Genomic DNA, 25663 nt, shown 5'->3' on the forward strand with positions numbered 1-25663 from the left:
TCCTTGGCGCTCCCCGGCGGGCCGTGGTGCGCGTGGCGCGGCGCCCACTCGTGTCTGTCGCTCCGCAGGGCCGCGCCCGCGTCCAAGAGGGCGCCCCCCCCCCCCCCCGCCCCCCCCTTCTCGCTGCTGTGTGCGGGATCAGACGGAACGGAAGGCGAGCGACACGTTGTGGCCGCCGAAGCCGAACGAGTTGTTGATCGCGGAGATCGGACCGTCCACGGGCAGCTTGCGCGGCTCGTCGCGGACGATGTCCGCCGTGATGTCGTCGTCCAGGTCGTCGACGTTGATCGTCGGCGGGGCGATCCGGTGGTACAGCGCCAGCACCGTCGCGACGGTCTCGACACCGCCCGCGCCACCCAGCAGGTGACCCGTCATCGACTTGGTCGCCGAGATCGCGATGTGGTCGAGGTCGTCGCCCAGGACCTTGCGCAGGGCCTTCAGCTCGGCCGTGTCACCCTGAGGGGTCGACGTGGCGTGCGCGTTCAGGTGGACCAGCTCGGCCGGGTCCAGACCGGTGTTGTCCAGCAGGTTGCGCAGCGCGGCCGCGACACCGCGACCGGTGGGCTCGGGCTGCGCGATGTGGTGGCTGTCCGCGGACAGACCCTGGCCCAGCACCTCGCAGTAGACCCGGGCACCGCGCGCGGCGGCGTGCTCGGCGGACTCCAGGACCACCACGCCCGCGCCCTCGCCGAGGACGAAGCCGTCGCGGGCCTTGTCGTACGGGCGGGAGGCCGTGGTGGGGTTGTCGTTGTTCTTGGACATCGCCATCATGTTGGCGAAAGCGGCGATCGGCAGCGGGTGGATCGCCGCCTCGGTGCCGCCCGCGATGACCACGTCGGCGCGGCCGGTGCGGATCATCTCGACGGCGTAGCCGATGGCCTCGGCGCCGGAGGCGCACGCGCTGACCGGGGTGTGCACACCGGCCTGGGCGTTGACCTCCAGGCCGACGTTGGCCGCCGGGCCGTTCGGCATGAGCATGGGGACCGTGTGCGGGGAGACCCGCCGCACGCCCTTCTCCTTCAGTACGTCGTACTGGTCGAGCAGGGTGGTGACGCCGCCGATGCCGGAGGCGATCACGGTGCCGAGGCGCACGGGATCGACCGCGGGGTCCTCACCGGCCGGGCCGGTGTAGCCCGCGTCGGCCCAGGCCTCGCGGCCCGCGATCAGCGCGAACTGAGCCGAGCGGTCCAGCTTGCGGGCGAGCGGGCGGGGCAGTACCTCGCCCGGGTCCACGGCGGCCAGAGCCGCGATGCGGACCGGGAGTTCGGCGAAGCGCTCGCCTTCGAGGGGCTTGACCCCGGAACGACCGGAAAGCAGACCTTCCCAGGTCGAAGCGCTGTCGCCACCCAGCGGAGTGGTTGCGCCGATACCGGTGACGACCACGGTGCGATTGGTCGGGCTCACAGGAATTCTTTCTCCACGTGTAAGAGGGTGCTGAATTGTCACGGCGCCACCGCCGGGTGGCGACAAACGCTCGTCAGGCTCAGGCAGCCTGGTGCTTCAGGATGTAGTTCGCGGCGTCGCCGACCGTCTTGAGGTTCTTGACGTCCTCGTCCGGGATCTTGACGTCGAAGCGCTCTTCGGCGGCGACGACGACCTCGACCATGGACAGGGAGTCGACGTCCAGGTCGTCCGTGAAGGACTTCCCGATCTCGACGTCTTCGGTCGGGATACCGGCGATCTCGTTGACGATCTCCGCGAGACCCTCGACGATCTCTTCCTGCGTGGCGGCCATGTGGCGCTCCTTCTTAGATAGCTAACTCTGGTGGTACAGGTCGGGAAAGGATCCCGGGCCCTAGGGGAGGGTAACGACCGTGGCTGCGTAGACGAGGCCCGCCCCGAAGCCGATGACGAGCGCGGTGTCGCCGCTCTTCGCCGCCCCGGTCGCCAGGAGCCGCTCCATCGCGAGCGGGATCGAGGCGGCCGAGGTGTTGCCGGTGGTTTCGACGTCACGGGCGACCGTGACGTGTTCCGGCAGCTTCAGAGTCTTCACCATCGAGTCGATGATCCGCATGTTCGCCTGGTGCGGGATGAAGACGTCCAGGTCGTCGACGGTGATCCCGGCCGCGTCGAGCGCCTGCTGGGCCACCTTGGCCATCTCGAAGACGGCCCAGCGGAAGACCGCCTGACCCTCCTGCGTGATGGCCGGGAACTTCTCGCCGCCGTCCTTGCCGAGCCACTCGTCCCACGGCACGGTCTGCTTGATGGTGTCGGACTTGTCGCCCTCCGAACCCCACACGGTGGGGCCGATGGCCGGCTCGTCCGAGGGGCCGATGACCACGGCGCCCGCTCCGTCACCGAAGAGGAAGGCCGTCGCGCGGTCCTCCAGGTCGGTCAGATCGGACAGCCGCTCGACACCGATGACCAGGACGTACTGCGCCGAGCCCTCGACGACCAGGCTCTTGGCCAGGGTCAGTCCGTAGCCGAAACCGGCGCAGCCGGCGGAGATGTCGAACGCGGCGGGCTTGCCCGCGCCGATCCGGTGCGCGATCTCGGTCGCGACGGCCGGGGTCTGCTTGAAGTGCGAGACCGTCGAGACGATCACGGCGCCGATCTGCTCCGGCGAGACCCCGGAGTCGGCCAGCGCCTTGCCGGAGGCCTCGACCGACATCGCGGCGACGGTCTCCTGCGGCGAGGCCCAGTGCCGGGTCGCGATGCCGGAGCGCGAGCGGATCCACTCGTCGGACGAGTCGATCGTCTCCAGGATCACCTCGTTGGGGACGACCCGCGTGGGGCGGTAGCCGCCGACACCGAGGATGCGCGCGTACGGGGAACCCTTTGCAGGCTTGATCTTCGACATGCTGTGTGGGCTCCTTCTCTCAGACCGCGTGCTCGGCGATGAGCGCAGCGGCCTTCTCGAGATCGTCGGGCGTCTTCAGCGCCACGGTCGGCACGCCCTTGAGGGCGCGCTTGGCCAGCCCCGTCAGGGTGCCGCCCGGGCACAGCTCGATGATCCCGGTGACGCCTCGCGCGGCGAACGTCTCCATGCACAGGTCCCAGCGGACCGGGTTGGCGACCTGGCCGACGAGGCGGGCGACGACATCGGCGCCCGTGGTGACGATCTGCCCGTCCTTGTTGGACACGTATGTCAGCACCGGGTCGGCCGGAGCGAGGGCCTGGGCGGCCTTCTCCAGCGTGGTGACCGCGGGTGCCATGTGGTGCGTGTGGAAGGCGCCCGCGACCTTGAGGGCGACGACCTTCATGGTGCCTTCGGGCTTGTCGGCCACCAGGGCTTCGATCTGCTCCACGGTGCCCGCGGCCACGATCTGGCCCGCGCCGTTGACGTTGGCCGGGGTGAGGCCCATCGCGGTCAGGTGTGCGACGACCACGTCCGGGTCACCGCCGAGCACGGCGGCCATGCCGGTCTCGGTGACCGCGGCGGCCTCCGCCATGCCCAGCCCGCGGGTGCGGACGAAGGACAGCGCGTCCGCCTCGCTCAGCACACCGGCGTACGCGGCGGCGGTGATCTCGCCGACGCTGTGACCGGCGACCGCGCCGAAGGCGGCCGGGGAGCCCAGTGCGGAAGCGGACAGCAGACCCGCCGCCACCAGCAGCGGCTGGGCCACGGCGGTGTCGCGGATCTCGTCCGCGTCGGCCTTCGTGCCGTAGTGGGCAAGGTCGAGCTCGATGGCGTCCGACCAGGCGGCGACGCGATCAGCGGCACCGGGGAGGTCGAGCCAGGAAGTCAGGAAGCCGGGCGTCTGAGCGCCTTGGCCGGGAGCGACGAGTACGAGCACCCTCACACTCTCTCTTGAGTTCGGCCTGCGCCGCCCGTGGGGACAGGGACGAAGAACCGTCGGGGTAATTGTTGATGTCCGACAAAAGTCTAGGACGGCTGTTCGCCGTCGGCCAGACGCCCCAGGATCAGGGCGATCCGCAGAGTGAACGCCGAGCGGACATCTGACGGCGACCAACCGGTGACGTCGGTCACACGTCGGAGCCGGTACCGCACCGTATTCGGGTGCACGAACAGCATCCGCGCCGCCCCTTCGAGACTGCTCGCCTGCTCCAGGTAGACGCTCAGCGTCTCCAACAGGGCGGATCCGGCCTCTTCGAGCGGTCTGTAGATCTCCTCCACCAACTGCTCCCGCGCAGAAGGGTCGGAGGCGATCGCGCGCTCCGGAAGGAGATCATCCGCGAGGACCGGCCGCGGGGCGTCCTGCCACGCCGTGCACGCCTTCAGTCCGGCCGCGGCGGCCTGCGCCGACTTCGTCGCGTTCAGCAGGTCGGAGACGACCGGACCGGCCACCACCGCCCCCGCCGCGAACGGCCCGATCAGGGACTTCGCGACCTGCATCGGGTTGTCGCTGCCGCCCGCGATCACGACCAGCCGGTCGCCGAGGACCCCGGTCAGCACCTGGAGCTTGTGGTGCCGCGCGGCCCGCCGGATCGCCTCCACCGTCAGCTCGCTGTCCCCCTCCGGGGCGGTTCCCAGCACCACGCACACGTGGTCGGGGGAGCTCCAGCCGAGCGCCGCGGCACGCGACAGCGCGCCCTCGTCCGCCTCGCCGGACAGCACCGCGTTGACCACGAGGGACTCCAGCCGGGCGTCCCAGGCGCCGCGCGCCTCGGCCGCCTGCGCGTACACCTGGGCGGTCGCGAAGGCGATCTCCCGGGCGTAGACCAGCAGCGCCTCGCGCAGGATCGACTCGTCGCCCGGGGCCGCCACCTCATCGATGGCGGACTCCATGACCTCGATCGTCGTACGGACCATCTCGACGGTCTGGCGCAGGGTGATCGCCCGGGTCAGCTCGCGGGGGGCCGTCCCGAAGACGTCGGTGGAGATCGCCTGGGGGGTCTCCGGGTGCCGGAACCACTCGGTGAAGGCGGCGATGCCCGCCTGCGCGACCAGGCCGATCCACGAGCGGTTCTCCGGGGGCATCGCCCGGTACCACGACAGCGTCTCGTCCATGCGGGCGATCGCGTTCGCGGCGAGGCGCCCGGAGGACTTCTCCAGCCGCCGCAAGGTCGCCGCATGGGGGTGGGCGGGTTGCACCTGGTGGGCGGGATGCGTGGGATGCGCGGGGGGCTGCTCACGTTCGGGTTGGGGCACGGGACAAGACTGCCCTATCCGGACCCCGCCGCGGAGTGCCGGGTCGGCGGCCCGGCCCCGGGGCCGGGAGCGGCCGGGCCGCTACGGTGGCCCCCATGATGGAAGTACGACGCGGCGCGGACCGGTACCCGGGCGGGGACCAGGAGGCCGGGATCAGCACCCGGCACGCCTTCTCCTTCGGTAGTTCCTACGATCCGGACAACCTCGGCTTCGGCCCGGTCCGGGCCTGCAACGAGGAGTTCCTCGCCCCCGGCGCGGGCTTCGAGGAGCACTCCCACCGGCACACCGAGATCGTCACCTGGGTCGCCGAGGGCGAGCTCACCCACCGGGACAGCACCGGGCACGCCACCGTGGTGCGGGCCGGGGACGTGCAGCGGCTCAGCGCGGGGGACGGCGTCCGGCACGTCGAACGCAACGACGCGCGGGTGCCGCTCCGTTTCGTCCAGATGTGGCTGGTCCCGCTGGCCGCCTTCGACGTCCTGGACGGCGGGGACGGCGGGGACGGCGGGGACGGCGAGCAGGACGGGCGGTCGCCCTCGTACGAGATCCTCCGTGACGTCGCGGACGACGCGCCCTACGCGGTCCCCGCCGCCGGCGCGGTGCTCCGGGTGCGCAGGCCCGGCGCGGGCGAGCGGATCGCCGTACCGGCCGCGCCCCGGGTCTACCTGCACGTGGTCCGCGGGGACCTGCGGCTCGACGGCGCGGACGACGGCGCGCCCGGCGTGGAGCTGGGGCCCGGGGACTCGGTGCGGATCACCAAGGAGAGCGGTCTGGAGGTCGTCGCGGGCTCCCCGGGGGAGCTGCTCCTGTGGGAGCTTCCGTAGGGCCCGCCGCTCAGCCGTGGTGACCGGCGAGGGAACCGATCAGCCCGTCGAGTGAACCGCCCTGCGGGTCCCCGGCCGGGTCGGCGGCGCGTGAGCGGATCGCCGGGAGCCGGCGGTAGAGGGCGGTGCCCGGGCACTCGGTGGAGAACGCGTCGCGGTGGCCGGAGATCCGCTCGAAGCGCGCCTGGACGCCGGTGCGGAACTTGCCGTTGTCGAGCCCGGACGTCAGCGTGACGCTGCCCTGCGGGTCGTACCCGTACCGGCCCAGCTTCCAGGCGGCGAGCCGGGCCACCGCGCTCATCGCGGCGTCGGAGGGTTCCTGCGTGGAGTACTCGCCGATGACCGCGACGCCCATGGTGTCGGTGTTGAAGCCGAGGGTGTGCGCGCCGGTCACCGGCCGGTCGACGCCGCCGCGACGGCCCTCGAAGACGGTGCCGCACTTGTCGACGACGAAGTTGTAGCCGAGGTCCTTCCAGCCGTTCGTGCGCACGTGCAGGGTCTGCAGGCCGCGCATCAGGGCCGCCGAGTCGGTGCAGTCGTAGGCGTTGGTCTGCGCGGTGTGGTGCACGAAGACCGCCTTGACCTCCTTGCCGTACACGGGGTCGTTGCCCGGTTGTTCCTCCGCGCCCCAACCGGAACGGGACACCACGTCGGGGTGGGCGACGCCGTCGCGCCGGGCGGCGGGGGCGCCCGCCGGGTACGCGGCGGGTACGGCGTCCCCCGCGGCCCCCGCGTCCATGTCCGATGCCGCCGGGTCGGCGCCGGGGTCGACCAGGTCCAGTCGCAGTCCGGCGGGCAGCGCGGCGCCGTGGCCCGCGACCTGGACCTCGACCCCGGTGGAGGGCCCGGCCCACAGCGGCTCGGACACCCCGCGCACGCCCTCGCCCCGCTCGGTGCCCAGCACGGTCCAGGGCGACCAGTCCCCGGTCCGCGCGGACTTCGTCCGGACCCGGATCGCTCCGTCGAGGGCCCGGTCGGGCTCGTCCCAGGAGACGGCGAGCATGCTGAAACCGGCGGTGTCCCCGTCCTCGAAGGAGGCGCCGGACCCGTTCGCCCGCAGGGGTTCGGTGCGCAGGGCGGCGCCCGGCACCCCCCGTACGGCGAGCAGTCCGACGATGCCGGTGGTGAGGGCGGCGGTGGCGGCCGTCACCACGATGCTGCGGGTGCGCACCCGGTTCTCCCCGAAGATCAACGGTGGATGGGAACCGGAATCTATCGATGCGGCGGGGCCGGAACCGGGACGCGGGTCCCGGCAATCGGGTCGGATGGGGGCATAGCCCCGGCGGCGTCACCCGTTCGACACCGCCGTCGAACGTCCTTTCAGCGGCGCCCGGTCAGCGCGGCGAGCACCCCGTCGGTGAACGGCGGCCAGGCCTGGACCGCCCACGGCCCGAAGGGCCGGTCGGTCAGTGCCACGCAGGCGGCGCGGGCGTCCGGGTCCACCCAGAGGAAGGTGCCGGCCTGCCCGAAGTGGCCGAAGGTGCGCGGGGAGGAGCCGGCGCCCGTCCAGTGCGGGGACTTCCCGTCGCGGATCTCCAGGCCGAGGCCCCAGTCGTTGGGGGACTGGTGACCGTAGCCGGGCAGGACGCCCTTGAGGCCCGGGTGCACCACGGCGGTGGCCTCGGCGACCGTGCGGACGTCCAGCAGCCGGGGGGCCTGGAGCTCGGCGGCGAAGCGGACGAGGTCGGCGACCGTGGAGACGCCGTCCTTGGCGGGGGAGCCCTCCAGGGTGGTCGAGGCCATGCCCAGCGGCTCCAGCACCGCCTGGTGCAGGTACTCGGCGAAGGCGATGCCGGTGGCCTTGGTGATGTGGTCGCCGAGCACCTCGAAGCCGGCGTTGGAGTACAGTCGCCGCTCCCCGGCCGGGGCCATCGCACGGTGCTCGTCGAAGGCGAGGCCGCTGGTGTGCGCGAGGAGGTGGCGCACGGTCGACCCCTCGGGGCCGGCCGGTTCGTCCAGCTCGATCGCCCCCTCCTCGTACGCGACGAGCGCGGCGTAGGCGGCGAGCGGCTTGGTGACGGAGGCCAGCGCGAAGCGGTGGTCGACGGGGCCGTGGGCGCCGGCGAGGGTCCCGTCGGCGCGTACGACGGCCGCTGCGGCGGTCGGTACCGGCCAGGTGTCGACGATCCGCAGGCTCTCCATGATCTCCGTGCTCTCCATGAGGCCGAGCCTACTTGCTTGGAGTGCACTCAAGGGTTTTAGCGTGGTGGTCATGAGCCTGACGCAGATGCAGACCCAGACGCAGACGCGGTACACGATCAGCGAGGTCGAGGCCCGGACCGGGCTGACCCAGCACACCTTGCGCTGGTACGAGCGGATCGGGCTGATGCCGCACGTGGACCGCTCGCACTCGGGCCAGCGCCGGTTCAGCGACAAGGACCTCGACTGGCTCGCCTTCGTGGGCAAGCTGCGCGCCACCGGGATGTCGGTGGCGGACATGGTCCGCTACGCGGAACTGGTCCGCGAGGGGCAGCACACCTTCCGGGAGCGGCGGGAACTGCTGGAGCGGACGCGGCGGGAGGTGCGGGCGCGGATCGACGAGCTGACGGACGCGCTGGCCGTACTGGACTACAAGATCGGCTTCTACGCGGACACCGCGGACACCGCGGACACCGGGCAGACGAACACGGGACAGGGGAAGGCACAGTCATGACGAACACCTTTGAAGGCACCGGGAACACCCCGAACACCCCGAGCACCTCGAACACTCCGGCCGACCGGATCGCCCGGGTCGAACTGGGCAAGGGCGGCCCGCCGGTCGGCGTGCAGGGGCTCGGCTGCATGGGCATCAGCGAGTTCTACGGCGACACCGACGAGGCGGCGGCCCGCGACGCCCTGGGCGCCGCCCTGGAGGCCGGGATCACCCTCTTCGACACCGCCGACGTCTACGGGCGGGGGCGCAACGAGGAGTTCCTCGCGCCGTTCGTCGCCGCGCACCGGGACGAGATCACCCTGGCCACGAAGTTCGCGATCGAGCGGACCGACGACCCGCAGTACCGGGGCGTGCGCAATGACGCGGCGTACGTCCGCCAGGCCGTCGAGGGCAGCCTGCGGCGGCTCGGCGTGGACGTCATCGACCTCTACTACATGCACCGGCGCGACCCGCAGGTGCCGTTCACGGAGTCCGTCGGCGCGATGGCGGAGCTCGTGGCGCAGGGCAAGGTCCGCCACCTCGGCCTGAGCGAGGTCACCGGCGCCGAGCTGCGCGAAGCGCACGCCGTGCACCCGATCGCCGCGCTCCAGTCGGAGTGGTCCCTGTTCAGCCGGGACGTGGAGCGCAGCGCGGTGGCCGCGGCGGCGGAGCTGGGCGTGGCCTTCGTGCCCTACTCCCCGCTCGGGCGCGGCTTCCTGACCGGGGCGTTCGCGGATGCCGGTGCGGAGCTGTCGGAGGGCGACTTCCGGCGCTACCAGCCGCGGTTCACGGGGGACAACGCCCGGGCCAACGCCGCGCTGTTGGAGCCGGTGCGCCAGGTCGCGGCGGCGCACGGTGCCACCTCGGCGCAGGTCGCGCTGGCCTGGGTGCACCAGCGGGCGTCCGTCCACGGCCTGACGGTCGTGCCGATCCCGGGCACCCGCAAGCGGGGCCGCCTCGCGGAGAACGCGGCGGCGACCCGGATCGCCTTGACGGAAGCCGAGCTGGCCCTGCTGGAGCCGATCGCCTCCCGCGTCGCGGGCGACCGCTACCCCGACATGACCTCGACCTCGGCGGCCCGCGAGTCCTGAAGGACCGGGACCGGGGCCGGGGCCCGACCCGACGGAGCGGTGGCCTACGCCTCCGACGCGTACCGGTCCCGCAGGGCCGCGTACTCGGCGTCCGTCAGCAGTCCCGCCCCGTGCAGTTCGCCGAGGTGGCGCATGCGGTCCGGCTCCGGCGGGGACGGGGCCGAGAGCGGTCCCGCCGCCACCGGCGTCCGGCTGCGCACGGCCGCCAGCACCGCGGCCGCGAACGGCAGCGATTCGTGCACGGCCCCGTACCCCAGGGAGAACAGCACCGTCGCCGGGTCGTGCTCCGGCGCCCGCTCCTCCGCGTCGTCCTCGCGCGATCTGAGCCGCAGGTATCCGCCGGGATTCTCCGGCGTGCGCCACTCGACCCCGGTCAGCGCGGCCAGCGGGTAATGCCGGTCGCCCGACTTCCACTTGGTGCTGGAGGCGCCGGTGCGCGACCAGCGCAAGCTGACCCCGCTCTCGTCGAGGGTCGCCCGGGCGTCGTACGCCTTGAGGTGGAGCGGCGGCTTCGGTGCCTCGACCAGGAAGCGCGGGGCCGGCTCGGTGGGGTCCGGCCCCAGCCGGGCGCGCAGCCCGTCGGCCAGCGCGGTGGCCAGCGGCGCCCGGTCGGCGGGCAGCACCAGCCGGTAGGGGTCGCAGAGGTCCTTCAGCTGTCCCGCCGCGGCGTCCATCAGCGGATCGGCCCCGGGCCGCGGGACGGCACGCAGGACCACCGTGTCCCGCTTGCCCGCGGTCACGGTCACGCTCACCTCGGACAACGCCTCGTGGGGAATGCGGCGCTGACTCAGCGCATGCCAGAGCCGCGGCATCCGCAGTGCGGACATCCCCCGTTCGAAGCGGATGAGCACCGAGTCCGAGTCGAACTCCCAGACGGCATGGTTTCCGGCCAGTACGTCACCCATGCGGCTCATCGTAAAGGGCGGCGGGCCTGTGCGTCCCCTGACTGTGGGGGTCGTTTTCCGGCCGTCTACGTGCTTCAGCCCGCTTCTGTGCTGGAAATTCCCCGTCGGCAGGAGTCGTCCCCGCTCGCGCACACCGCGGAAGCGTACGAACCGGTTCCGATTCGCGCGAAGTTCTCCAATGAGCCGGTACCCGGCTCGAAATAGCCGGTGTGGCTCTTGGCCCCGGTGGCCGAGAGCCGCCGCGCGCCGAAGGCGGCCGAGACCGGATCGGCCCCGTGCCCCACCCCGCCGAGCTCCAGGTGCGGCACGTCCGCGATCCAGTCCCCGGAGTCCCGCATCGCCCACACGCGCGCCGAGGTGTGCAGCTCGGCCGCGTTCTGCACGCGCATGCCCGGGCTGCCCGAGACCACCACGTCGGTCACCCGGCGCGGCAGGTCGGGGGCGGCGACCCCGCAGACCACCGATCCGTAGCTGTGGCAGAACAGTGTCACCGGCGCCGCGCCGGGCAGCGCCGCGGCCAGCGATTCCAGTCGTACGGCGCCCTGCGCGGCCAGCCGGCCGGTGGCCGCGTCCACGCCGAGCCCGTCGGGGCTGACGTAACCGGCCCAGGCGATGACCGCGGTCCGGGTGTCCGGAGCGGTCGTCCGCTCGGCCTCGTAGAGCGATTCGGCCATGCCGACCGGAGCGCTGTAGCGGCGCTGGGACCGCTCGAAGGTGATCAGGTCGGTGTCGACGCCCGGCACGACGATCGAGACGCGCTGCGCCCGGTCCAGGTCGCCGAAGACCTCGGCCACCAGGCCCTCGCCGGTCGGGTCGAAGACGAGGATCTGCCGCGAGGGGTCGGCCAGGGACTCCAGGCGGTGCAGCCGCCGGGTCGCCTCGTCCCGGTCGGCGGGGGTCAGCGCCACGTCCTGGGAGCGGACCTCCTCGGTCCGGCTCGCCTGGGCGAGGGAGCGCCGGTTGGCCCGGAAGCGGGTCTGTGCGGGTACCCCGTCGAGGTTGCCGACGACCAGCGGATAGGTGTCGGCGAGCCGGCCCCGCTCCGCGCCGTCGAGTTCGGAGAAGAAGCGCGCGACGGTCCGTACGGGGGCGTCGGCGGTCGGTACCGGGCGGCCGCCGATCCGGGCGCCGGCCCAGGCGGCCAGGGCCGTTCTGCGGACGGAGACGTTCTCCTCGGGCCGGTGCACGGCCGTCCAGCCGGTCGTCGCCAGCATGACGAAGACCACCACGAGCGCGAGCAGGGCGTGCACCGCGCCCGGGCTGGGCGAGGTGGCGGGGGAGGCGGGGCCGTGCAGGCCGGAGAGGTTCACTGGGAGACAGCCTAGGAGACCATTCCGGCCTGCGGGACGCCGGGTGACAGGGGTCACGGGTCCTCGGGCGCGGTCGTCACCGAGGGGTTGCGGACCGTCTCGTTCAGGTACGAATCGGGCGCCAGTCGGCGGCCAGGGCGGGGCCGATCTGGTCGAGGTAGTCCTCCGTCATCCGGCGGATCGCGGCGACGCTCGTGTCCTCGCCCTGGCCCCAGAGCCGCCCGGTCACCCGCATCACCCCGGAGAACGCCGCCACCACGACCCGGGGCCGCGGGTCGGCGTCCACGTCGAGGCCCTCGCGCGCCGCGATCAGCCGGGCGGTGCGCTCCTCCAGCTCGGTGGAACGGCGCAGGTGGACGGCGAGCAGCGCGGGCGTGGACTCGATGAGCTGGTAGGCCCGCATGTGCAGGTCGACCGGGACCACCTCGCCGACGGCCTCCTCGATGGTGTCCCAGGCGGTGAGCACCGCGTTCCGCAGGGCCACCAGCGGCCCCTCGGTGGCCGGCCGGGCCGCGAGCGCGGCCACGAAGTGGGACTCCACCAGGTCCTGGACGGCGAAGGCGACCTCCTCCTTGCTGGCGAAGTACCGGAAGAAGGTGCGCTGGGAGACCTCGACGGCGTCGGTGATCTCGTCGACGGTCGTCTCCTCGTAGCCCTGCGTGGTGAAGAGCACGAGGGAGGCGCGCAGCAGGGCGTCGCGGGTGCGGCGCTTCTTGCGTTCGCGCAGGCCGGCGGGGGCGGGCGGCGGCGGGGTGGGGGGCGCGGGGGGCGCCGTCGGTGCGCCGGTCCGCTGGTCGGTCATCACCGCGGAGGGTCCTCTTCTTCGGGCTGCGGGTCGGGGTGGGCGGTCAGGGTACCTGTGACCGACGTGACAGTGGCTGTCTTGTTGGGCCGTCTGTGAAGTGTCAGTCGCTGTCACTAGCCTGTTCGTATGACTCGTCAGATCAGTCTCGACAAGCAGGTGCCCGACCAGGACACCGCGGCGGGAAGGCTTCCAGGTCTGCGCGGCCACCCCTGGCTGACCCTCTTCGCCGTCGCGCTCGGCGTCATGATGGTCACCCTCGACGGCACGATCGTCGCGGTCGCCAACCCCGCCATCACCGATGAACTCCACGCCAGCCTCGCCCAGGTGCAGTGGATCACCAACGGCTACCTCTTGGCCCTCGCGGTCTCCCTGATCACCGCGGGCAAGCTCGGCGACCGCTTCGGCCACCGGCAGACCTTCCTCATAGGCATCGCCGGATTCGCCGCGTCCTCCGCCGCGATCGGCCTCTCCTCCAGTGTCGAGTTCGTCATCGGCTTCCGCGTCGCGCAGGGCGTCTTCGGCGCCCTGCTGATGCCCGCCGCGCTCGGCCTGCTGCGCGCCACCTTCCCCGCCGAGAAGCTCAACATGGCCATCGGCATCTGGAGCATGGTCATCGGCGCCTCGACCGCCGGCGGCCCCATCGTCGGCGGGCTGCTCGTCGAGCACGTCAACTGGCAGTCCGTCTTCTTCATCAACGTGCCCGTCGGCATCATCGCCCTCGGGTTCGGCCTGTTCATCCTGCTCGACCACCGCGCCGAGAACGCCCCCCGGTCCTTCGACATCGTGGGCATCCTGCTGCTGTCCGCGGCGATGTTCTCGCTGATCTGGTCCCTGATCAAGGCCTCCGAGTGGGGCTGGGGCGACAGCAAGACCCTGCTCTTCCTCGCCGGGTCCGTCATCTGCTTCGCGCTCTTCGCCTTCTGGGAGACCCGGGTTGCCGAGCCGCTGGTCCCGCTCGGGATGTTCCGCTCGCTGCCGCTCTCCGCGGGCGTCGTGCTCATGGTCCTGATGGCCTTCGCCTTCATGGGCGGGCTCTTCTTCGTCACCTTCTACCTGCAGAACGTGCACGGCATGAGCCCCGTGGACAGCGGCCTGCACCTGCTGCCGCTCACCGGCATGATGATCGTCGGATCGCCCCTCGCGGGCCTCGCGATCACCAAGATCGGCCCGCGCCTCCCGCTGATCGCGGGCATGGTCGCCACCGCCGTGGCCTGCTTCGGAATGTCCCGGCTCACCCCGGACACCGGCACCGTCACGATGTCCGTCTGGTTCGGCCTCATGGGCCTGGGCCTCGCCCCCGTCATGGTCGGCGCCACCGAGGTCATCGTCGGCAACGCCCCGCTGGAGATCTCCGGGGTCGCCGGCGGGCTCCAGCAGGCCGCCATGCAGGTCGGCGGCAGCCTCGGCACCGCCGTGCTCGGCGCGGTCATGGCGAACGAGGTGTCCTCCTCCTTCGCCGACAAGTGGAGCGCGGCGCAGCTGCCGCCGCTCACCCCCGAACAGGCCGAGCAGGCCGCGGGAGCCGTCACGGTGGGCGTGGCGCCGGTCCCCGAAGGGGCCCCCGAGGCCCTCGCACGGGCCATCACCTCGGTGGCCCATGACACCTTCGTGTCAGGCATGCACACCGCCTTCGTCGTCGCAGGCTGCGTCGCCGTGGTCGCCGCAGTGGTCGCGGGCTTCACCCGGCGTGGGGAGAACGCGGCCGCGGGCGCGGGCGCGGCCCACATCTGACCCGCGCTCTCCCTTCCCACGGAGGCGTCAACTCCGCGGCCCGCGCAGCCCCGCCGGACCCGTCCGGCGGGGCTGTCGCCTATCCGGGTGGACCGGCCCGATGGGTCTTCCGCCCGACCGTCGTCGCAGGTCAGCGTGGTGTCAGCGGCACTCGCAACGGACCTCTCGGCCCACCGGGCCACCCGTAGGAGTGCCTTGTGACCACAAGGAGTTGACCCGTCATGCGTACGAGTTCCACCGTGCTCGCCGCCGTCTTCCTGGCCGCCACCACCCTGCTCCCCGGCGCGGCCTCGGCCGCCCACGCCGCCGGGCCGCCGCCGCTCGGGGCCTGTGCCACCGGGCAGCTCTGCTTCTGGGCCAAGCCGGACTTCAAGGGCACGAAGCAGATCCACGAACTGACCGACCTGACGACCAACGACTGCGTCTCGCTGCCGCCGGGCAAGAGCGCGCAGGCCCTCGCCAACCGCACCGGACGGCCGGTGACCACCTACCAGTCGGCCGAGTGCATCGAGACAGGCGAGTTCCAGACCTACCCCGGCGACGGCACCTGGCTGCCCCAGTCCCCCTACCAGGTGAGGGCGTTCAAGGTGTGGGAGCGATAGCCGCCGCGGGCTCCGGGTGCGGAGCCGGTACGTCGGCCCCCGCACCCGGGGTCCCCCCGCCCAGCCGGGCGACCTCGGCGCGCAGGGCCCGTACCTCCTGGGTCAGTTCGAAGAGGGCGGCCGCCTGGAGCCGCTCCGCCTGGTCGTCGCGCTCGAACCGGGAGATGAACCAGGCCGCGATGTTCGCGGTCACCACGCCCAGCAGCGCGATCCCCGACAGCATCAGGCCCACCGCGACCAGCCGCCCCAGACCCGTCGTGGGGGAGTGGTCCCCGTACCCCACGGTGGTCATCGTGGTGAAGGACCACCACACCGCGTCCTGGAGGTTGCGGATGTTGCCGCGCGGGGCGTCGCGCTCCACGCTCAGCACGGCCAGCGAGCCGAACATCAGCAGCCCCACCACGGCCCCCGCCACATAGGTGGTCAGCCGTACCTGCGGGGCCATCCGGGCCCGCCGCCCCACCAGCAACAGCGTCGACACCAACCGCAACAGCCGCAGCGGCTGGATCATCGGCAGCAGCACCGCCGCCAGGTCCAGCCAGTGCGTGCGCACGAACAACCGCCGGTCCGCCGCCAGGCCCAGCCGCACCGCGTAGTCCCCCGCGAACACGCTCCACACCACCCACTCCGTCAGCAGGCACGCCTCGTGCACGGAGCGGTCCGCGTCGGGAACGATGATCGGAACGGCGTACGCGACGCCGAAGGCCACCGCGCACACGAGCAGGGGGAGCTGGGTGCGTCGCTCCCAGCGGAGCTGCGCGGGCTGTTCCTTCATGCGGGGCATCGTAGGGAACGACGGCGGGGCGCCGGGGACTCAGGTCCCCGACGCCCCGCCGGACAACGCACCCGTGACGGCTACGTGACGGCTAGGCGTCCCCGCCCGCCGCACCGGGGTCGGCCGCCGTGACGTCCAACAGCTGGTAGCGGTCGATGGCCTGCTTGAGCACCGAGCGGTCGACCTGCCCGGCCTTGGCCAGCTCGGTCAGCGTCGCCAGCACCACCGACTGGGCGTCGATGTGGAAGAAGCGACGGGCCGCGCCGCGCGTGTCCGCGAAGCCGAAGCCGTCCGCGCCCAGCGAGGTGTACGGACCGGGCATCCAGCGCGCGATCTGGTCCGGGACCGCCCGCATCCAGTCCGAGACGGCCACGAACGGCCCCTCGGCACCGGACAGCTTGCGCGTCACGTACGGGACGCGCTGGTCCTCCTCCGGGTGGAGCAGGTTGTGCGTCTCCACCTCGACCGCGTCGCGGCGCAGCTCGTTCCAGGAGGTCGCCGACCAGACGTCCGCCCGGACGTTCCACTCGGCGGCCAGGATCCGCTGCGCCTCCAGCGCCCACGGCACCGCCACGCCCGAGGCCATGAGCTGCGCCGGAACGCTGCCCTGGGTGCCGCGGGAGATCCGGTGGATGCCCTTGAGGATGCCGTCCACGTCGACGTCCGCCGGCTCGGCCGGGTGCTGGATCGGCTCGTTGTAGACGGTCATGTAGTAGAAGACGTCCTCGGCGGCCGGGCCGTACATCCGGCGCAGGCCGTCCTTGACGATGTGCGCGATCTCGTACCCGTAGGCCGGGTCGTAGGCGACGCAGCCCGGGTTGGTCGAGGCCAGCAGCTGGGAGTGACCGTCGGCGTGCTGGAGACCCTCACCCGTCAGGGTGGTCCGGCCCGCGGTCGCGCCGAGCACGAAACCGCGCGCGAGCTGGTCGGCCATCTGCCAGAACTGGTCACCCGTGCGCTGGAAACCGAACATCGAGTAGAAGACGTAGACCGGGATCAGCGGCTCGCCGTGCGTCGCGTACGCCGAACCCGCGGCGATCAGCGAGGCCGTGCAGCCGGCCTCCGAGATGCCGTCGTGCAGCATCTGGCCGGTCGGGGACTCCTTGTAGGCGAGCAGCAGATCGCGGTCGACCGCCTCGTACTGCTGGCCCAGCGGGTTGTAGATCTTGGCGCTCGGGAAGAACGCGTCCATGCCGAAGGTGCGGTACTCGTCGGGCGCGATCAGCACGAACCGCTTGCCGATCTCCTTGTCCCGCATCAGGTCCTTCAGGATGCGGACGAAGGCCATGGTGGTGGCGATCGACTGCTGTCCCGAGCCCTTCTTGGCGGCCGCGTACGTCTTGTCGTCCGGCAGCTGGAGCGGCTTGGCCCGCACCACGCGGGTCGGCACGTAGCCGCCCAGCGCGCTGCGCCGGTCGTGCATGTACTGGATCTCGGGGGAGTTGCGGCCCGGGTGGTAGTACGGCGGGGCGCCGCCTTCGAGCTGCTGGTCCGTGATCGGGATGTGCAGTCGGTCGCGGAAGCGCTTGAGGTCGTCGACCGTCAGCTTCTTCATCTGGTGGGTCGCGTTGCGGCCCTCGAAGTTCGGGCCCAGCGTCCAGCCCTTGACCGTCTGGGCCAGGATCACGGTCGGCTGGCCCTTGTGCGCCTTGGCCGCCGCGTAGGCCGCGTAGACCTTCTTGTGGTCGTGCCCGCCGCGGCCCAGGTGCTGGATCTGCTGGTCGGACATGTTTTCGACCATCGCGCGCAGCCGGTGGTCGCCGCCGAAGAAGTGATCACGGATGTACGCGCCCGACTCGGTGGCGTACGTCTGGAACTGCCCGTCGGGGGTGGTGTTCATCTTGTTGACCAGGATGCCGTCGCGGTCCTGGGCCAGCAGCGGGTCCCAGGAGCGGTCCCAGATCAGCTTGATGACGTTCCAGCCGGCGCCGCGGAACTGCGACTCCAGCTCCTGCATGATCTTGCCGTTGCCGCGCACCGGGCCGTCGAGGCGCTGGAGGTTGCAGTTGACGACGAAGGTCAGGTTGTCGAGGCCCTCGCGGGCGGCGATGGACAGCTGGCCGAGCGACTCCGGCTCGTCCATCTCGCCGTCACCGAGATACGCCCAAACGTGGGACTTGGAGGTGTCCGCGATCCCGCGCGCCTCCATGTACCGGTTCATCCGGGCCTGGTAGATCGCGCCGAGCGGACCGAGGCCCATCGAGACGGTGGGGAACTCCCAGAAGTCCGGCATCAGCCGCGGGTGCGGGTAGCTGGAGAGACCGTACGGCGCCTTCGACTTCTCCTGGCGGAACGCGTCGAGCTGCTGCTCGGAGAGCCGGTCCAGGAGGTAGGCGCGGGCGTAGATGCCGGGGGAGGCGTGGCCCTGGAAGAAGATCTGGTCGCCGCCGTCGCCCTCGTCCTTGCCCCGGAAGAAGTGGTTGAAGCCGACGTCGTAGAGAGAGGCGGAGGAGGCGAAGGTCGCGATGTGGCCGCCTACCCCGATGCCCGGGCGCTGCGCGCGCGAGACCATCACGGCCGCGTTCCAGCGGGTCGCGTTCAGGACCTTGCGCTCGATCTCCTCGTTGCCGGGGAAGAAGGGCTCGTCCTTGGTCGCGATGGTGTTCACGTAGTCCGTGCTGCGCATCTCGGGCACGGCCACGCGCTTCTCGCGGGCCCGCTCGATCAGCCGCAGCATCAGGTAGCGGGCACGCTCACGGCCCCGCTCGTCGACCGCTGAGTCGAGGGAGTCGAGCCACTCCTGAGTCTCCTCCGGATCGAAGTCCGGGACCTGACTCGGCAGGCCGCCAATGATGATCGGGTTGCGATCGGATGCGGAAGCCACGCTGTTCCTTCGCTGTCGGGGGAGTCGTGCCTTGGGGCGCCGGCTCCCATCGTCTACCGCTCGGCCGAAATCGTCATCTGTACCGCTGGGTAACAGCTGGAATATCAGGCCACACTCAAGGGGTGGGGAGCGGGTCCGGCCAAATCGCAACCTTACGCCCAAGTCGTTCGGCGCCTTCGTAAGGCCGTTCGTCCTTCAAACAAGTGCCAAAGTCCCCATCGCGTGCCGAATGCGTCGCAATGGTGTGGGATGAATCACGAGGGGTTCGCGCGGGCAGGCTTAAAGTTGCGGCGAGACCGCCGTAATCGTCACCGTTTCGACGGTCTCGGCTGCCGGGTACTTGCGCGATCCGCCGCGTCCGTGTGGACTACGCCCAATGCTGCGCGTACGCGCGCCGCCGAAGACATTCACCGATACATGAGCAGGAGGCACCCCGTGAGCGCGACCGCGGACCACGCGGAGACCAGTCTGGTTTCCAGGCTGGGTTTCGAGTCCGAACAGGTGGTCCAGGAGATCGGCTACGACGACGACGTCGATCAGGAATTCCGTGAGGCCATCGAGGACCACATCGGGGGTGATCTCGTCGACGAGGAGTACGACGACGTCGCCGATGCGGTGCTGCTCTGGTTCCGGGACGAAGACGGCGATCTGACGGACACGCTGGTCGACTCCATCAACTTGGTGGAGGACGGCGCACTGATCCTGCTGCTGACCCCCAAGACCGGTCGTCCCGGTTACGTCGAGGCCAGCGACATCAGCGAGGCCGCCCAGACGGCGGGCCTGGCGCAGACCAAGAGCGTCAGCGTCGGCAAGGAGTGGGCCGCCAGCAAGCTGGTCACCCCCAAGGCCGCCAAGTCCAAGCGCTAGCCACGCGCCCAGACGAAGTGGAGGAACCCCGTCGGCCCCGGCCGGCGGGGTTTCTGCTGTTCCTACCCCCGGGCGCATACGGTCCTGTCGGGGCCTCGCCTAGGCTGGGCCTCACCCGAACGGCTCAATGAAGGGATACGAGAGATGGCGATCGAGGTCGGCACCAAGGCTCCGGACTTCGCACTGAAGGACAATCACGGCGCCACCGTGCGGCTCGCCGATTTCCGCGGCGAGAAGGCCGTGGTCCTGCTCTTCTACCCCTTCGCCTTCACGGGCGTCTGCACGGGTGAGCTGTGCGAGCTGCGCGACCAGCTGCCGCGGTTCCAGAACGACGACGTACAGCTGCTGGCGGTCTCCAACGACTCCGCGCCGACCCTGCGCGTCTTCGGCGAGCAGGAGGGCCTGGAGTACCCGCTGCTGTCGGACTTCTGGCCGCACGGCGAGACCTCCCGCGCCTATGGCGTCTTCGACGAGGACAAGGGCTGTGCGGTCCGCGGCACCTTCATCATCGACAAGGACGGCATCGTGCGCTGGACCGTCGTCAACGGGCTGCCCGACGCGCGTGACCTGAACGAGTACATCAAGGCGCTCGACAGCATCTGAGCCGCTATCGCACGTTTCCGTACGAAAACCCCGTACGGGCGGGAACCCGTCACTAGGATCGAAGCGTTGATCCGGTAGCAACCGCACGACGGGGCCCCGCCCCACACGAAACCAATGGAGGACCCGTGGGAGTCAGCCTCAGCAAGGGCGGCAACGTCTCGCTGACCAAGGCCGCGCCGAACCTGACGGCGGTCATCGTCGGTCTGGGCTGGGATGCTCGCACCACCACCGGTGTCGACTTCGACCTCGACGCCAGCGCGATCCTGACCAACGACCAGGGCAAGGTCGCCAGCGACGCCAACTTCGTGTTCTTCAACAACCTGAAGAGCCCCGACGGTTCGGTCGAGCACACCGGTGACAACACCACCGGTGAGGGCGAGGGCGACGACGAGGCCATCAAGGTCAACCTCGCCGGCGTCCCGGCCGACGTCAACAAGATCGTCTTCCCGGTCTCGATCTATGAGGCCGAGGCCCGCCAGCAGAGCTTCGGCCAGGTCCGCAACGCGTACATCCGCGTCGTGAACCAGGCCGACAACACCGAGCTCGCCCGCTACGACCTCTCCGAGGACGCCTCGACCGAGACCGCCATGGTCTTCGGCGAGCTGTACCGCAACGGCGCGGAGTGGAAGTTCCGTGCCATCGGCCAGGGCTACGCCTCGGGCCTGCGCGGCATCGCGCAGGACTTCGGCGTCAACGTCTGAGACCGAGCGTGAGCCCGGGCCCGAGGGGGTCCGGGTCCGAGGGGCAAGAACAGATCACCGTCCGGCGCCGTGCACAGTCGTGTACGGCGCCGGATGTTCTTCATCGGCGTACCGTCGCCGGCACATCTCCGGGGAGGACCACATCATGGGCGTCACACTCGCCAAGGGGGGCAATGTCTCCCTCTCCAAGGCCGCACCGAACCTGACCCGGCTGCTGGTCGGCCTCGGCTGGGACGCGCGCTCGACCACGGGCGCGGACTTCGACCTCGACGCCAGCGCCCTGCTGTGCGCGGGCGGCCGGGTGCTCGGTGACGAGTACTTCGTCTTCTACAACAACCTGAAGAGCCCCGAGGGATCCGTCGAACACACGGGGGACAACCTCACCGGTGAGGGTGAGGGCGACGACGAGTCGGTGCTGATCGACCTCACCAAGGTGCCGGTGGCCTGCGACAAGATCGTCTTCCCGGTCTCGATCCATGACGCCGATGCCCGCGGGCAGTCGTTCGGCCAGGTCACCAATGCGTTCATCCGCGTCGTGAACCAGGCGGACGGACAGGAGTTGGCGCGCTACGACCTTTCGGAAGACGCGTCCAGCGAGACCGCGATGATCTTCGGAGAGGTCTACCGCTACGGCGCCGAATGGAAGTTCAGGGCGGTGGGGCAGGGGTACGCGTCGGGCCTGCGGGGCATCGCTCTAGACTTCGGGGTCAACGTTTCGTAAAGCCGCACAAGACGATGGGGTGCCCGTGGTTCTGAAAACCTTCGGCTGGTCGTTCGCGATTACCGCGCTCGGCCTGGCCGCGGCGGTTCTCTACGGGGGGTGGAAAGGGTTCGGGATCGTGGCGATCCTGTCCATCCTGGAGATCTCGCTGTCCTTCGACAACGCGGTGGTCAACGCCGGCATCCTGAAGAAGATGAATGCCTTCTGGCAGAAGATCTTCCTCACGATCGGCGTCCTCATCGCCGTGTTCGGCATGCGCCTGGTCTTCCCCGTCGTGATCGTGGCGCTCACCGCCAGCATCGGTCCCTTCGAGGCCGTCGATCTCGCGATGACCGACAAGGACCGCTACCAGCAGCTCGTGACGGACGCCCACCCGTCCATCGCGGCCTTCGGGGGCATGTTCCTGCTGATGATCTTCCTCGACTTCATCTTCGAGGACCGGGACATCAAGTGGCTCGCCTGGCTGGAGCGTCCCCTCGCCAAGCTCGGCAAGATCGACATGCTGTCGGCCTGCATCGCGCTGATCGCCCTGCTGATCACGTCGTTCACCTTCGCCGCCCACGCCCACCAGCACGGCGGCCTGGAGGTCGACAAGGCGCAGACCGTACTGGTCTCCGGCATCGCCGGTCTGATCACCTACATGATCGTCGGCGGTCTCTCCGGCTACTTCGAGAACAAGCTCGAAGAGGACGAAGAGGCCGAGCACGAGGCCGAGGAAGAGGCCAAGCGCACCGGCAAGAGCGTCTCGGCGGTCGCCATGGCCGGCAAGGCCGCGTTCTTCATGTTCCTCTACCTGGAGGTCCTGGACGCGTCGTTCTCCTTCGACGGGGTCATCGGCGCCTTCGCGATCACCAACGACATCGTGCTGATGGCCCTCGGCCTCGGCATCGGTGCCATGTACGTCCGTTCGCTGACGGTCTACCTGGTCCGCCAGGGCACCCTCGACGACTACGTCTACCTGGAGCACGGCGCGCACTACGCCATCGGCGCGCTCGCCGTCATCCTGCTCGTCACCATCCAGCACGAGATCCCCGAGATCGTCACCGGCGGTGTCGGCGTGCTGCTGATCGCCTGGTCCTTCTGGTCCTCGGTGCGCCGCAACAAGCGCATGGAGCTGGAGGAGTCCACCGCCGAGGCATGATCACGGCGGTAATGCGGAACGCTCAACTGCGGGGCGGCTCACGGGTCCACGGATCCCACGGGCCGCCCCGTCCCGTACCGGGCCGACCAGGGGGATGGACATGGGCTTCACCGATTTCTTCGACGGTCTCAGGGGCGCTCGCGCGTCGCAGTTCCAGTCGGGCAGCGCCTCGTCGAACGCGATCGAACTGACGAAACGCCACCCCACGGTCTCGCTCACCAAACAGGGGGCGGTGCACGGGAACCTGCGCGTCAACCTGTCCTGGAGGATGCGCACCTCGGACTTCGGAGGGTCGTCCGGCGCCGGCGGACAGCGCCTGCGCCATCCGTTCAAACTATTCAAACCGGACATGGTGCAGGCGCACACCCAGGGCGTGGTCAACGTCGACCTGGACCTCGGCTGCCTGTACGAACTGACCGACGGCACCCGGGGGGTCGTACAGCCGCTCGGCAAGCTGCTCGGCGACATCAACGACCCGCCGTACGTCAAGCTCAGCGGCGACGACCGGTTCGGCTCGGCCTCGGGGGAGACCCTCTACGTCAACCTCGACCACGCGGACGAGATCAAGCGGCTCCTGGTCTTCGTCTACATCTACGACCAGACCCCGGCCTTCGACCGGACGCACGCCCTGGTCACCCTCTACCCGATCGCCGGGCCCCGGATAGAGATCTCCCTCGACGAGCGGCAGCCGCAGGCGCGTTCCTGCGCGGTGGTCCTGCTGGAGAAGGTCAAGGGGGAGCTCGTCGTGCGGCGCGAGGTCAAGTTCGTCTACGGCTTCCAGGCCGAGCTGGACCGGCTGTACGGCTGGGGGCTCCAGTGGGGGCGGGGATACAAGACCACCAAGGCATGAGGGCGGCTCCCGCGGCGGCCGTGGGCCCCGCGGCCGCCGCGGGGCATCCGGTCGCGACGGGGCCTCCGGCCGGTGCCGGGCTCAGCGGCGGAGGAACTGCGGCCCCTGGACGGGCAGCCGGAAGGACGGGTCGCCGATCGGCACCGGCGACACGTGCTGCGGGTAGCCGTAGGCGGGCTGCGCGGCGGGCGGGGCCTGCGTGGGCCCCACCGGGGGCGCCGTCGGCGCCGTGGCGGGCGTCTGCGGCCGCATCGCGGCGGTCCGGTCGGCCTGCCCCGTCGGCGCGGCCTCCGGCTCTCCCGCGCCGTCGTCCACCGAGATCCCGTGATCGGTGGCCAGTCCGACGAGGCCGTTGGAGTACCCCTCGCCCAGGGCGCGGAACTTCCACCCCTCGCCCCGGCGGTAGACCTCCCCGCACATCAGGGCCGTCTCCGCACCCGTCTCGGGCCGTACGTCGAAGTAGGCGAGCGGCTCGGCGCCCCCGCTGACCGTGGCGTCGTAGAGCAGGATCCGCAGGTCCCCGACGCGCTGGAAGGGCACGTCCTCGGCCGAGACGACGACCAGCACCCGGTCCACCCAGGCGGGCACCGAGACCAGGTCCATCTGGACGGCATCGGTGATCGCGTCGCCGACCCGCTTCTTGCCGAGGCGCCAGACCGCGCCGGAGGGGTGCCGGGGCTGGTTGTAGAAGACGAAGTCCTCATCGGAACGCACACGGCCGTCCGCCCCCACGAGCAGCGCCGAGGCGTCCACGTCCGGCACCTCGGGTCCACCGGTCCAGCGCAGCACCGCCCGGACCGCAGCGGCGGTCACCGGGACGTTGGAGCCCTTCTGCATCGCGTGCGTCATGCCGGTCATCCTGCCCTCCCGGGGCGGGCCTGGACAATGCGGGCCCCCTGGAGTGTCGTGCGCGGCCCTTGTGAGTGGTCGCCGAGCTGTGCATGGTGCAAGAGGGTTACCCGAACTTCATGTGCTTGAGGAACTCTTGGAACTCATTCGTACGTACTATTACCGGCCATGCCACTGGGGCCGCCGAGGCAGTACGGGGGAAGCACATGCGTCATTTCGGGCACATTTCGCCCACCGTCCGTGAGGGCCTCTTCCATCAGGAGCCGGTCGAGTTCACCGCCGACTCGCCCGCCCGTACCCTCGCGGCGGCGCTGGGAGCCACCCTCTACAGCCCCGCCACCCGACCCCACCTCGCGGCCGACGTGGCCAAGCAGGCGGACCGCGGAGTCGTCTCCATGGTCCTCTGCCTGGAGGATTCCATCAGCGACGCCGATGTGACGGGGGCCGAGGAGAACCTGATCCGGCAGTTCGCCGAGATCGACGCGAGCGCGGAGGAGCCGCCGCTCCTCTTCATCCGGATCCGCGAACCCGAACAGATATCCGATCTCGTGCGGCGCCTCGGCCGGTCGGCGCGCCGATTGGCCGGATTCGTACTGCCGAAATTCACAGAGAGTCGCGGAACCGCCTTCCTCGACGCCGTGCGGCAGGCGCAGGAGGAGGGCGGGCGCCACCTCTACGCCATGCCCGTCCTGGAGACCCCCGACCTGCTCCACCTGGAAACCCGGGTGGAGGCCCTCGCGGGCATCTCGCGCACGGTCAACGCCTACCGCGACCAGGTGCTCGCCCTGCGGCTGGGCGTGACCGACTTCTGCTCGGCGTACGGGCTGCGCCGCACCCCCGACATGACGGCCTACGACGTCCAGATCGTCGCGGGCGTGATCGCCGACGTGGTCAACGTCCTGAGTCGGGCCGACGGCACCGGTTTCACCGTCACCGGCCCGGTCTGGGAGTACTTCCGCAGCCAGCAGCGCCTCTTCAAGCCCCAGCTGCGCCGCAGCCCCTTCCTGGAGGAGGGCGTCGAGGAACTGCGCACCGCGCTCATCGAGCACGACCTGGACGGCCTGCTCCGCGAGATCGAACTCGACCGGGCGAACGGCCTGCTCGGCAAGACCTGCATCCATCCCGCGCACGTCACGCCCGTGCACGCGCTGTCGGTGGTCTCCCACGAGGAGTTCAGCGACGCCCAGGACATCCTGCGCCCCGAGCGCGGTGGTGGTGGAGTGATGCGGTCGGCCTATACGAACAAGATGAACGAAGTGAAGCCCCACCGGGCCTGGGCCGAGCGCACCATGCTGCGCGCGGAGGTCTTCGGTGTGGCCAAGGAGGAGGTCGGCTTCGTCGATCTCCTCACCGCCGGACTCAAGGTCTGAACCGGGGTC

At 70.8% G+C, this 25663-nt stretch carries 25 protein-coding genes; 12 read left to right on the forward strand and 13 right to left on the reverse strand.

Annotated elements, in window-relative coordinates; genetic code table 11:
- Nucleotides 1-138 precede the first annotated feature (138 nt).
- From ACIBEA_RS29475 to ACIBEA_RS29495, 5 genes are all read right to left on the reverse strand, one after another.
- Nucleotides 139-1404, reverse strand: coding sequence for a beta-ketoacyl-[acyl-carrier-protein] synthase family protein (locus ACIBEA_RS29475; RefSeq protein WP_385776113.1), 1266 nt, complete (start codon nt 1402-1404; stop codon nt 139-141).
- A 79-nt stretch (nt 1405-1483) separates the two neighbouring features.
- Nucleotides 1484-1735, reverse strand: a complete 252-nt coding sequence (locus ACIBEA_RS29480) for an acyl carrier protein (RefSeq protein ID WP_399266017.1) — start codon at nt 1733-1735, stop codon at nt 1484-1486.
- Nucleotides 1736-1795: 60 nt separating this feature from the next.
- Nucleotides 1796-2800 carry a ketoacyl-ACP synthase III gene (locus tag ACIBEA_RS29485; RefSeq protein WP_399266018.1) on the reverse strand — a complete coding sequence of 335 codons (1005 nt, stop codon included), beginning with the start codon at nt 2798-2800 and terminating at the stop codon, nt 1796-1798.
- 19 nt (nt 2801-2819) lie between these two features.
- Nucleotides 2820-3737, reverse strand: coding sequence for an ACP S-malonyltransferase (locus ACIBEA_RS29490; RefSeq protein WP_399266020.1), 918 nt, complete (start codon nt 3735-3737; stop codon nt 2820-2822).
- An 89-nt stretch (nt 3738-3826) separates the two neighbouring features.
- Nucleotides 3827-5053: a PucR family transcriptional regulator gene (locus tag ACIBEA_RS29495; RefSeq protein WP_399266022.1), complete on the reverse strand. Its 1227-nt coding sequence runs from the start codon at nt 5051-5053 to the stop codon at nt 3827-3829.
- 95 nt (nt 5054-5148) lie between these two features.
- Between ACIBEA_RS29495 and ACIBEA_RS29500 the strand changes: the two genes are divergently transcribed.
- Nucleotides 5149-5877 carry a pirin family protein gene (locus ACIBEA_RS29500; protein WP_399266024.1) on the forward strand — a complete coding sequence of 243 codons (729 nt, stop codon included), beginning with the start codon at nt 5149-5151 and terminating at the stop codon, nt 5875-5877.
- Nucleotides 5878-5887: 10 nt separating this feature from the next.
- Here the strand turns inward: ACIBEA_RS29500 and ACIBEA_RS29505 are convergent, their stop codons facing one another.
- Both ACIBEA_RS29505 and ACIBEA_RS29510 read right to left on the reverse strand, forming a co-directional pair.
- Entirely contained in the window at nt 5888-7048 is a 1161-nt protein-coding gene (locus tag ACIBEA_RS29505) for a peptidoglycan recognition protein (RefSeq protein ID WP_399266026.1), read from the reverse strand.
- A gap of 149 nt (nt 7049-7197) precedes the next feature.
- Nucleotides 7198-8019 carry a serine hydrolase domain-containing protein gene (locus ACIBEA_RS29510; RefSeq protein WP_399266319.1) on the reverse strand — a complete coding sequence of 274 codons (822 nt, stop codon included), beginning with the start codon at nt 8017-8019 and terminating at the stop codon, nt 7198-7200.
- A 70-nt stretch (nt 8020-8089) separates the two neighbouring features.
- Between ACIBEA_RS29510 and ACIBEA_RS29515 the strand changes: the two genes are divergently transcribed.
- Together ACIBEA_RS29515 and ACIBEA_RS29520 are read left to right on the forward strand one after the other, a co-directional pair.
- Entirely contained in the window at nt 8090-8530 is a 441-nt protein-coding gene (locus tag ACIBEA_RS29515; RefSeq protein WP_399266028.1) for a MerR family transcriptional regulator, read from the forward strand.
- On the forward strand, nt 8527-9600 hold the full coding sequence (locus tag ACIBEA_RS29520) for an aldo/keto reductase (RefSeq protein ID WP_399266030.1): 1074 nt from the start codon (nt 8527-8529) through the stop codon (nt 9598-9600). The genes ACIBEA_RS29515 and ACIBEA_RS29520 overlap by 4 nt, the downstream gene beginning before the upstream one ends.
- A 44-nt stretch (nt 9601-9644) precedes the next feature.
- Here the strand turns inward: ACIBEA_RS29520 and ACIBEA_RS29525 are convergent, their stop codons facing one another.
- From ACIBEA_RS29525 to ACIBEA_RS29535, 3 genes are all read right to left on the reverse strand, one after another.
- Nucleotides 9645-10505 carry a DUF4429 domain-containing protein gene (locus ACIBEA_RS29525; RefSeq protein ID WP_399266032.1) on the reverse strand — a complete coding sequence of 287 codons (861 nt, stop codon included), beginning with the start codon at nt 10503-10505 and terminating at the stop codon, nt 9645-9647.
- Nucleotides 10506-10579: 74 nt separating this feature from the next.
- The gene (locus tag ACIBEA_RS29530; protein ID WP_399266321.1) at nt 10580-11719 is read right to left on the reverse strand and encodes an alpha/beta hydrolase; all 1140 of its coding nucleotides are present in this window, start codon (nt 11717-11719) and stop codon (nt 10580-10582) included.
- A 199-nt stretch (nt 11720-11918) separates the two neighbouring features.
- Complete coding sequence (locus tag ACIBEA_RS29535) at nt 11919-12617, reverse strand: TetR family transcriptional regulator (RefSeq protein WP_399266034.1); 699 nt, start codon at nt 12615-12617, stop codon at nt 11919-11921.
- A gap of 129 nt (nt 12618-12746) precedes the next feature.
- On the opposite strand from ACIBEA_RS29535, the gene ACIBEA_RS29540 reads away from it, so the two are divergent.
- Together ACIBEA_RS29540 and ACIBEA_RS29545 are read left to right on the forward strand one after the other, a co-directional pair.
- Complete coding sequence (locus ACIBEA_RS29540; protein WP_399266037.1) at nt 12747-14351, forward strand: MFS transporter; 1605 nt, start codon at nt 12747-12749, stop codon at nt 14349-14351.
- A gap of 221 nt (nt 14352-14572) precedes the next feature.
- Nucleotides 14573-14953 carry a peptidase inhibitor family I36 protein gene (locus tag ACIBEA_RS29545; protein ID WP_354381865.1) on the forward strand — a complete coding sequence of 127 codons (381 nt, stop codon included), beginning with the start codon at nt 14573-14575 and terminating at the stop codon, nt 14951-14953.
- Here the strand turns inward: ACIBEA_RS29545 and ACIBEA_RS29550 are convergent.
- Nucleotides 14934-15728 (reverse strand): potassium channel family protein, encoded by a 795-nt coding sequence (locus ACIBEA_RS29550; protein WP_399266039.1) that lies wholly within the window; start codon nt 15726-15728, stop codon nt 14934-14936. The genes ACIBEA_RS29545 and ACIBEA_RS29550 overlap by 20 nt on opposite strands.
- A gap of 91 nt (nt 15729-15819) precedes the next feature.
- Nucleotides 15820-18552 carry a pyruvate dehydrogenase (acetyl-transferring), homodimeric type gene (gene aceE / locus ACIBEA_RS29555; RefSeq protein ID WP_399266041.1) on the reverse strand — a complete coding sequence of 911 codons (2733 nt, stop codon included), beginning with the start codon at nt 18550-18552 and terminating at the stop codon, nt 15820-15822.
- Between the two features lie 435 nt (nt 18553-18987).
- Between aceE and ACIBEA_RS29560 the strand changes: the two genes are divergently transcribed.
- The 6 genes from ACIBEA_RS29560 to ACIBEA_RS29585 all read left to right on the forward strand — a co-directional run bounded on the left by ACIBEA_RS29560 (nt 18988) and on the right by ACIBEA_RS29585 (nt 23435).
- Complete coding sequence (locus tag ACIBEA_RS29560; RefSeq protein ID WP_351044148.1) at nt 18988-19419, forward strand: DUF3052 domain-containing protein; 432 nt, start codon at nt 18988-18990, stop codon at nt 19417-19419.
- 144 nt (nt 19420-19563) lie between these two features.
- Nucleotides 19564-20022, forward strand: a complete 459-nt coding sequence (locus ACIBEA_RS29565; RefSeq protein ID WP_399266043.1) for a peroxiredoxin — start codon at nt 19564-19566, stop codon at nt 20020-20022.
- Nucleotides 20023-20147: 125 nt separating this feature from the next.
- Nucleotides 20148-20723, forward strand: a complete 576-nt coding sequence (locus ACIBEA_RS29570; RefSeq protein WP_330330217.1) for a TerD family protein — start codon at nt 20148-20150, stop codon at nt 20721-20723.
- Nucleotides 20724-20868: 145 nt separating this feature from the next.
- Nucleotides 20869-21444 carry a TerD family protein gene (locus ACIBEA_RS29575; protein ID WP_399266046.1) on the forward strand — a complete coding sequence of 192 codons (576 nt, stop codon included), beginning with the start codon at nt 20869-20871 and terminating at the stop codon, nt 21442-21444.
- A 25-nt stretch (nt 21445-21469) separates the two neighbouring features.
- Nucleotides 21470-22585 carry a DUF475 domain-containing protein gene (locus ACIBEA_RS29580; RefSeq protein WP_399266048.1) on the forward strand — a complete coding sequence of 372 codons (1116 nt, stop codon included), beginning with the start codon at nt 21470-21472 and terminating at the stop codon, nt 22583-22585.
- A 100-nt stretch (nt 22586-22685) separates the two neighbouring features.
- Nucleotides 22686-23435, forward strand: coding sequence for a Tellurium resistance (locus ACIBEA_RS29585; protein WP_399266050.1), 750 nt, complete (start codon nt 22686-22688; stop codon nt 23433-23435).
- 81 nt (nt 23436-23516) lie between these two features.
- Here the strand turns inward: ACIBEA_RS29585 and ACIBEA_RS29590 are convergent, their stop codons facing one another.
- Complete coding sequence (locus tag ACIBEA_RS29590) at nt 23517-24284, reverse strand: TerD family protein (RefSeq protein ID WP_399266323.1); 768 nt, start codon at nt 24282-24284, stop codon at nt 23517-23519.
- A gap of 206 nt (nt 24285-24490) precedes the next feature.
- Between ACIBEA_RS29590 and ACIBEA_RS29595 the strand changes: the two genes are divergently transcribed.
- The gene (locus ACIBEA_RS29595; RefSeq protein WP_399266052.1) at nt 24491-25654 is read left to right on the forward strand and encodes an HpcH/HpaI aldolase/citrate lyase family protein; all 1164 of its coding nucleotides are present in this window, start codon (nt 24491-24493) and stop codon (nt 25652-25654) included.
- Nucleotides 25655-25663: the final 9 nt, after the last annotated feature.

It is taken from the genome of Streptomyces sp. NPDC051555 (genome assembly GCF_044454405.1).
GTDB lineage: Bacteria > Actinomycetota > Actinomycetes > Streptomycetales > Streptomycetaceae > Streptomyces.

What these genes read in the sequence shown, in the direction of transcription:
- ACIBEA_RS29550 (WP_399266039.1), bottom strand. Translation starts at nt 15,728, where the DNA reads ATGAAGGAACAGCCCGCGCAGCTCCGCTGGGAGCGACGCACCCAGCTC.
- ACIBEA_RS29545 (WP_354381865.1), top strand. Translation starts at nt 14,573, where the DNA reads ATGCGTACGAGTTCCACCGTGCTCGCCGCCGTCTTCCTGGCCGCCACC.
- ACIBEA_RS29535 (WP_399266034.1), bottom strand. Translation starts at nt 12,617, where the DNA reads ATGACCGACCAGCGGACCGGCGCACCGACGGCGCCCCCCGCGCCCCCC.
- ACIBEA_RS29500 (WP_399266024.1), top strand. Translation starts at nt 5,149, where the DNA reads ATGATGGAAGTACGACGCGGCGCGGACCGGTACCCGGGCGGGGACCAG.
- ACIBEA_RS29515 (WP_399266028.1), top strand. Translation starts at nt 8,090, where the DNA reads ATGAGCCTGACGCAGATGCAGACCCAGACGCAGACGCGGTACACGATC.
- ACIBEA_RS29510 (WP_399266319.1), bottom strand. Translation starts at nt 8,019, where the DNA reads ATGGAGAGCCTGCGGATCGTCGACACCTGGCCGGTACCGACCGCCGCA.
- ACIBEA_RS29540 (WP_399266037.1), top strand. Translation starts at nt 12,747, where the DNA reads ATGACTCGTCAGATCAGTCTCGACAAGCAGGTGCCCGACCAGGACACC.
- ACIBEA_RS29530 (WP_399266321.1), bottom strand. Translation starts at nt 11,719, where the DNA reads ATGCTGGCGACGACCGGCTGGACGGCCGTGCACCGGCCCGAGGAGAAC.
- ACIBEA_RS29575 (WP_399266046.1), top strand. Translation starts at nt 20,869, where the DNA reads ATGGGCGTCACACTCGCCAAGGGGGGCAATGTCTCCCTCTCCAAGGCC.
- ACIBEA_RS29590 (WP_399266323.1), bottom strand. Translation starts at nt 24,284, where the DNA reads ATGACGCACGCGATGCAGAAGGGCTCCAACGTCCCGGTGACCGCCGCT.
- ACIBEA_RS29585 (WP_399266050.1), top strand. Translation starts at nt 22,686, where the DNA reads ATGGGCTTCACCGATTTCTTCGACGGTCTCAGGGGCGCTCGCGCGTCG.
- ACIBEA_RS29520 (WP_399266030.1), top strand. Translation starts at nt 8,527, where the DNA reads ATGACGAACACCTTTGAAGGCACCGGGAACACCCCGAACACCCCGAGC.
- ACIBEA_RS29485 (WP_399266018.1), bottom strand. Translation starts at nt 2,800, where the DNA reads ATGTCGAAGATCAAGCCTGCAAAGGGTTCCCCGTACGCGCGCATCCTC.
- ACIBEA_RS29480 (WP_399266017.1), bottom strand. Translation starts at nt 1,735, where the DNA reads ATGGCCGCCACGCAGGAAGAGATCGTCGAGGGTCTCGCGGAGATCGTC.
- ACIBEA_RS29565 (WP_399266043.1), top strand. Translation starts at nt 19,564, where the DNA reads ATGGCGATCGAGGTCGGCACCAAGGCTCCGGACTTCGCACTGAAGGAC.
- ACIBEA_RS29525 (WP_399266032.1), bottom strand. Translation starts at nt 10,505, where the DNA reads ATGGGTGACGTACTGGCCGGAAACCATGCCGTCTGGGAGTTCGACTCG.
- ACIBEA_RS29595 (WP_399266052.1), top strand. Translation starts at nt 24,491, where the DNA reads ATGCGTCATTTCGGGCACATTTCGCCCACCGTCCGTGAGGGCCTCTTC.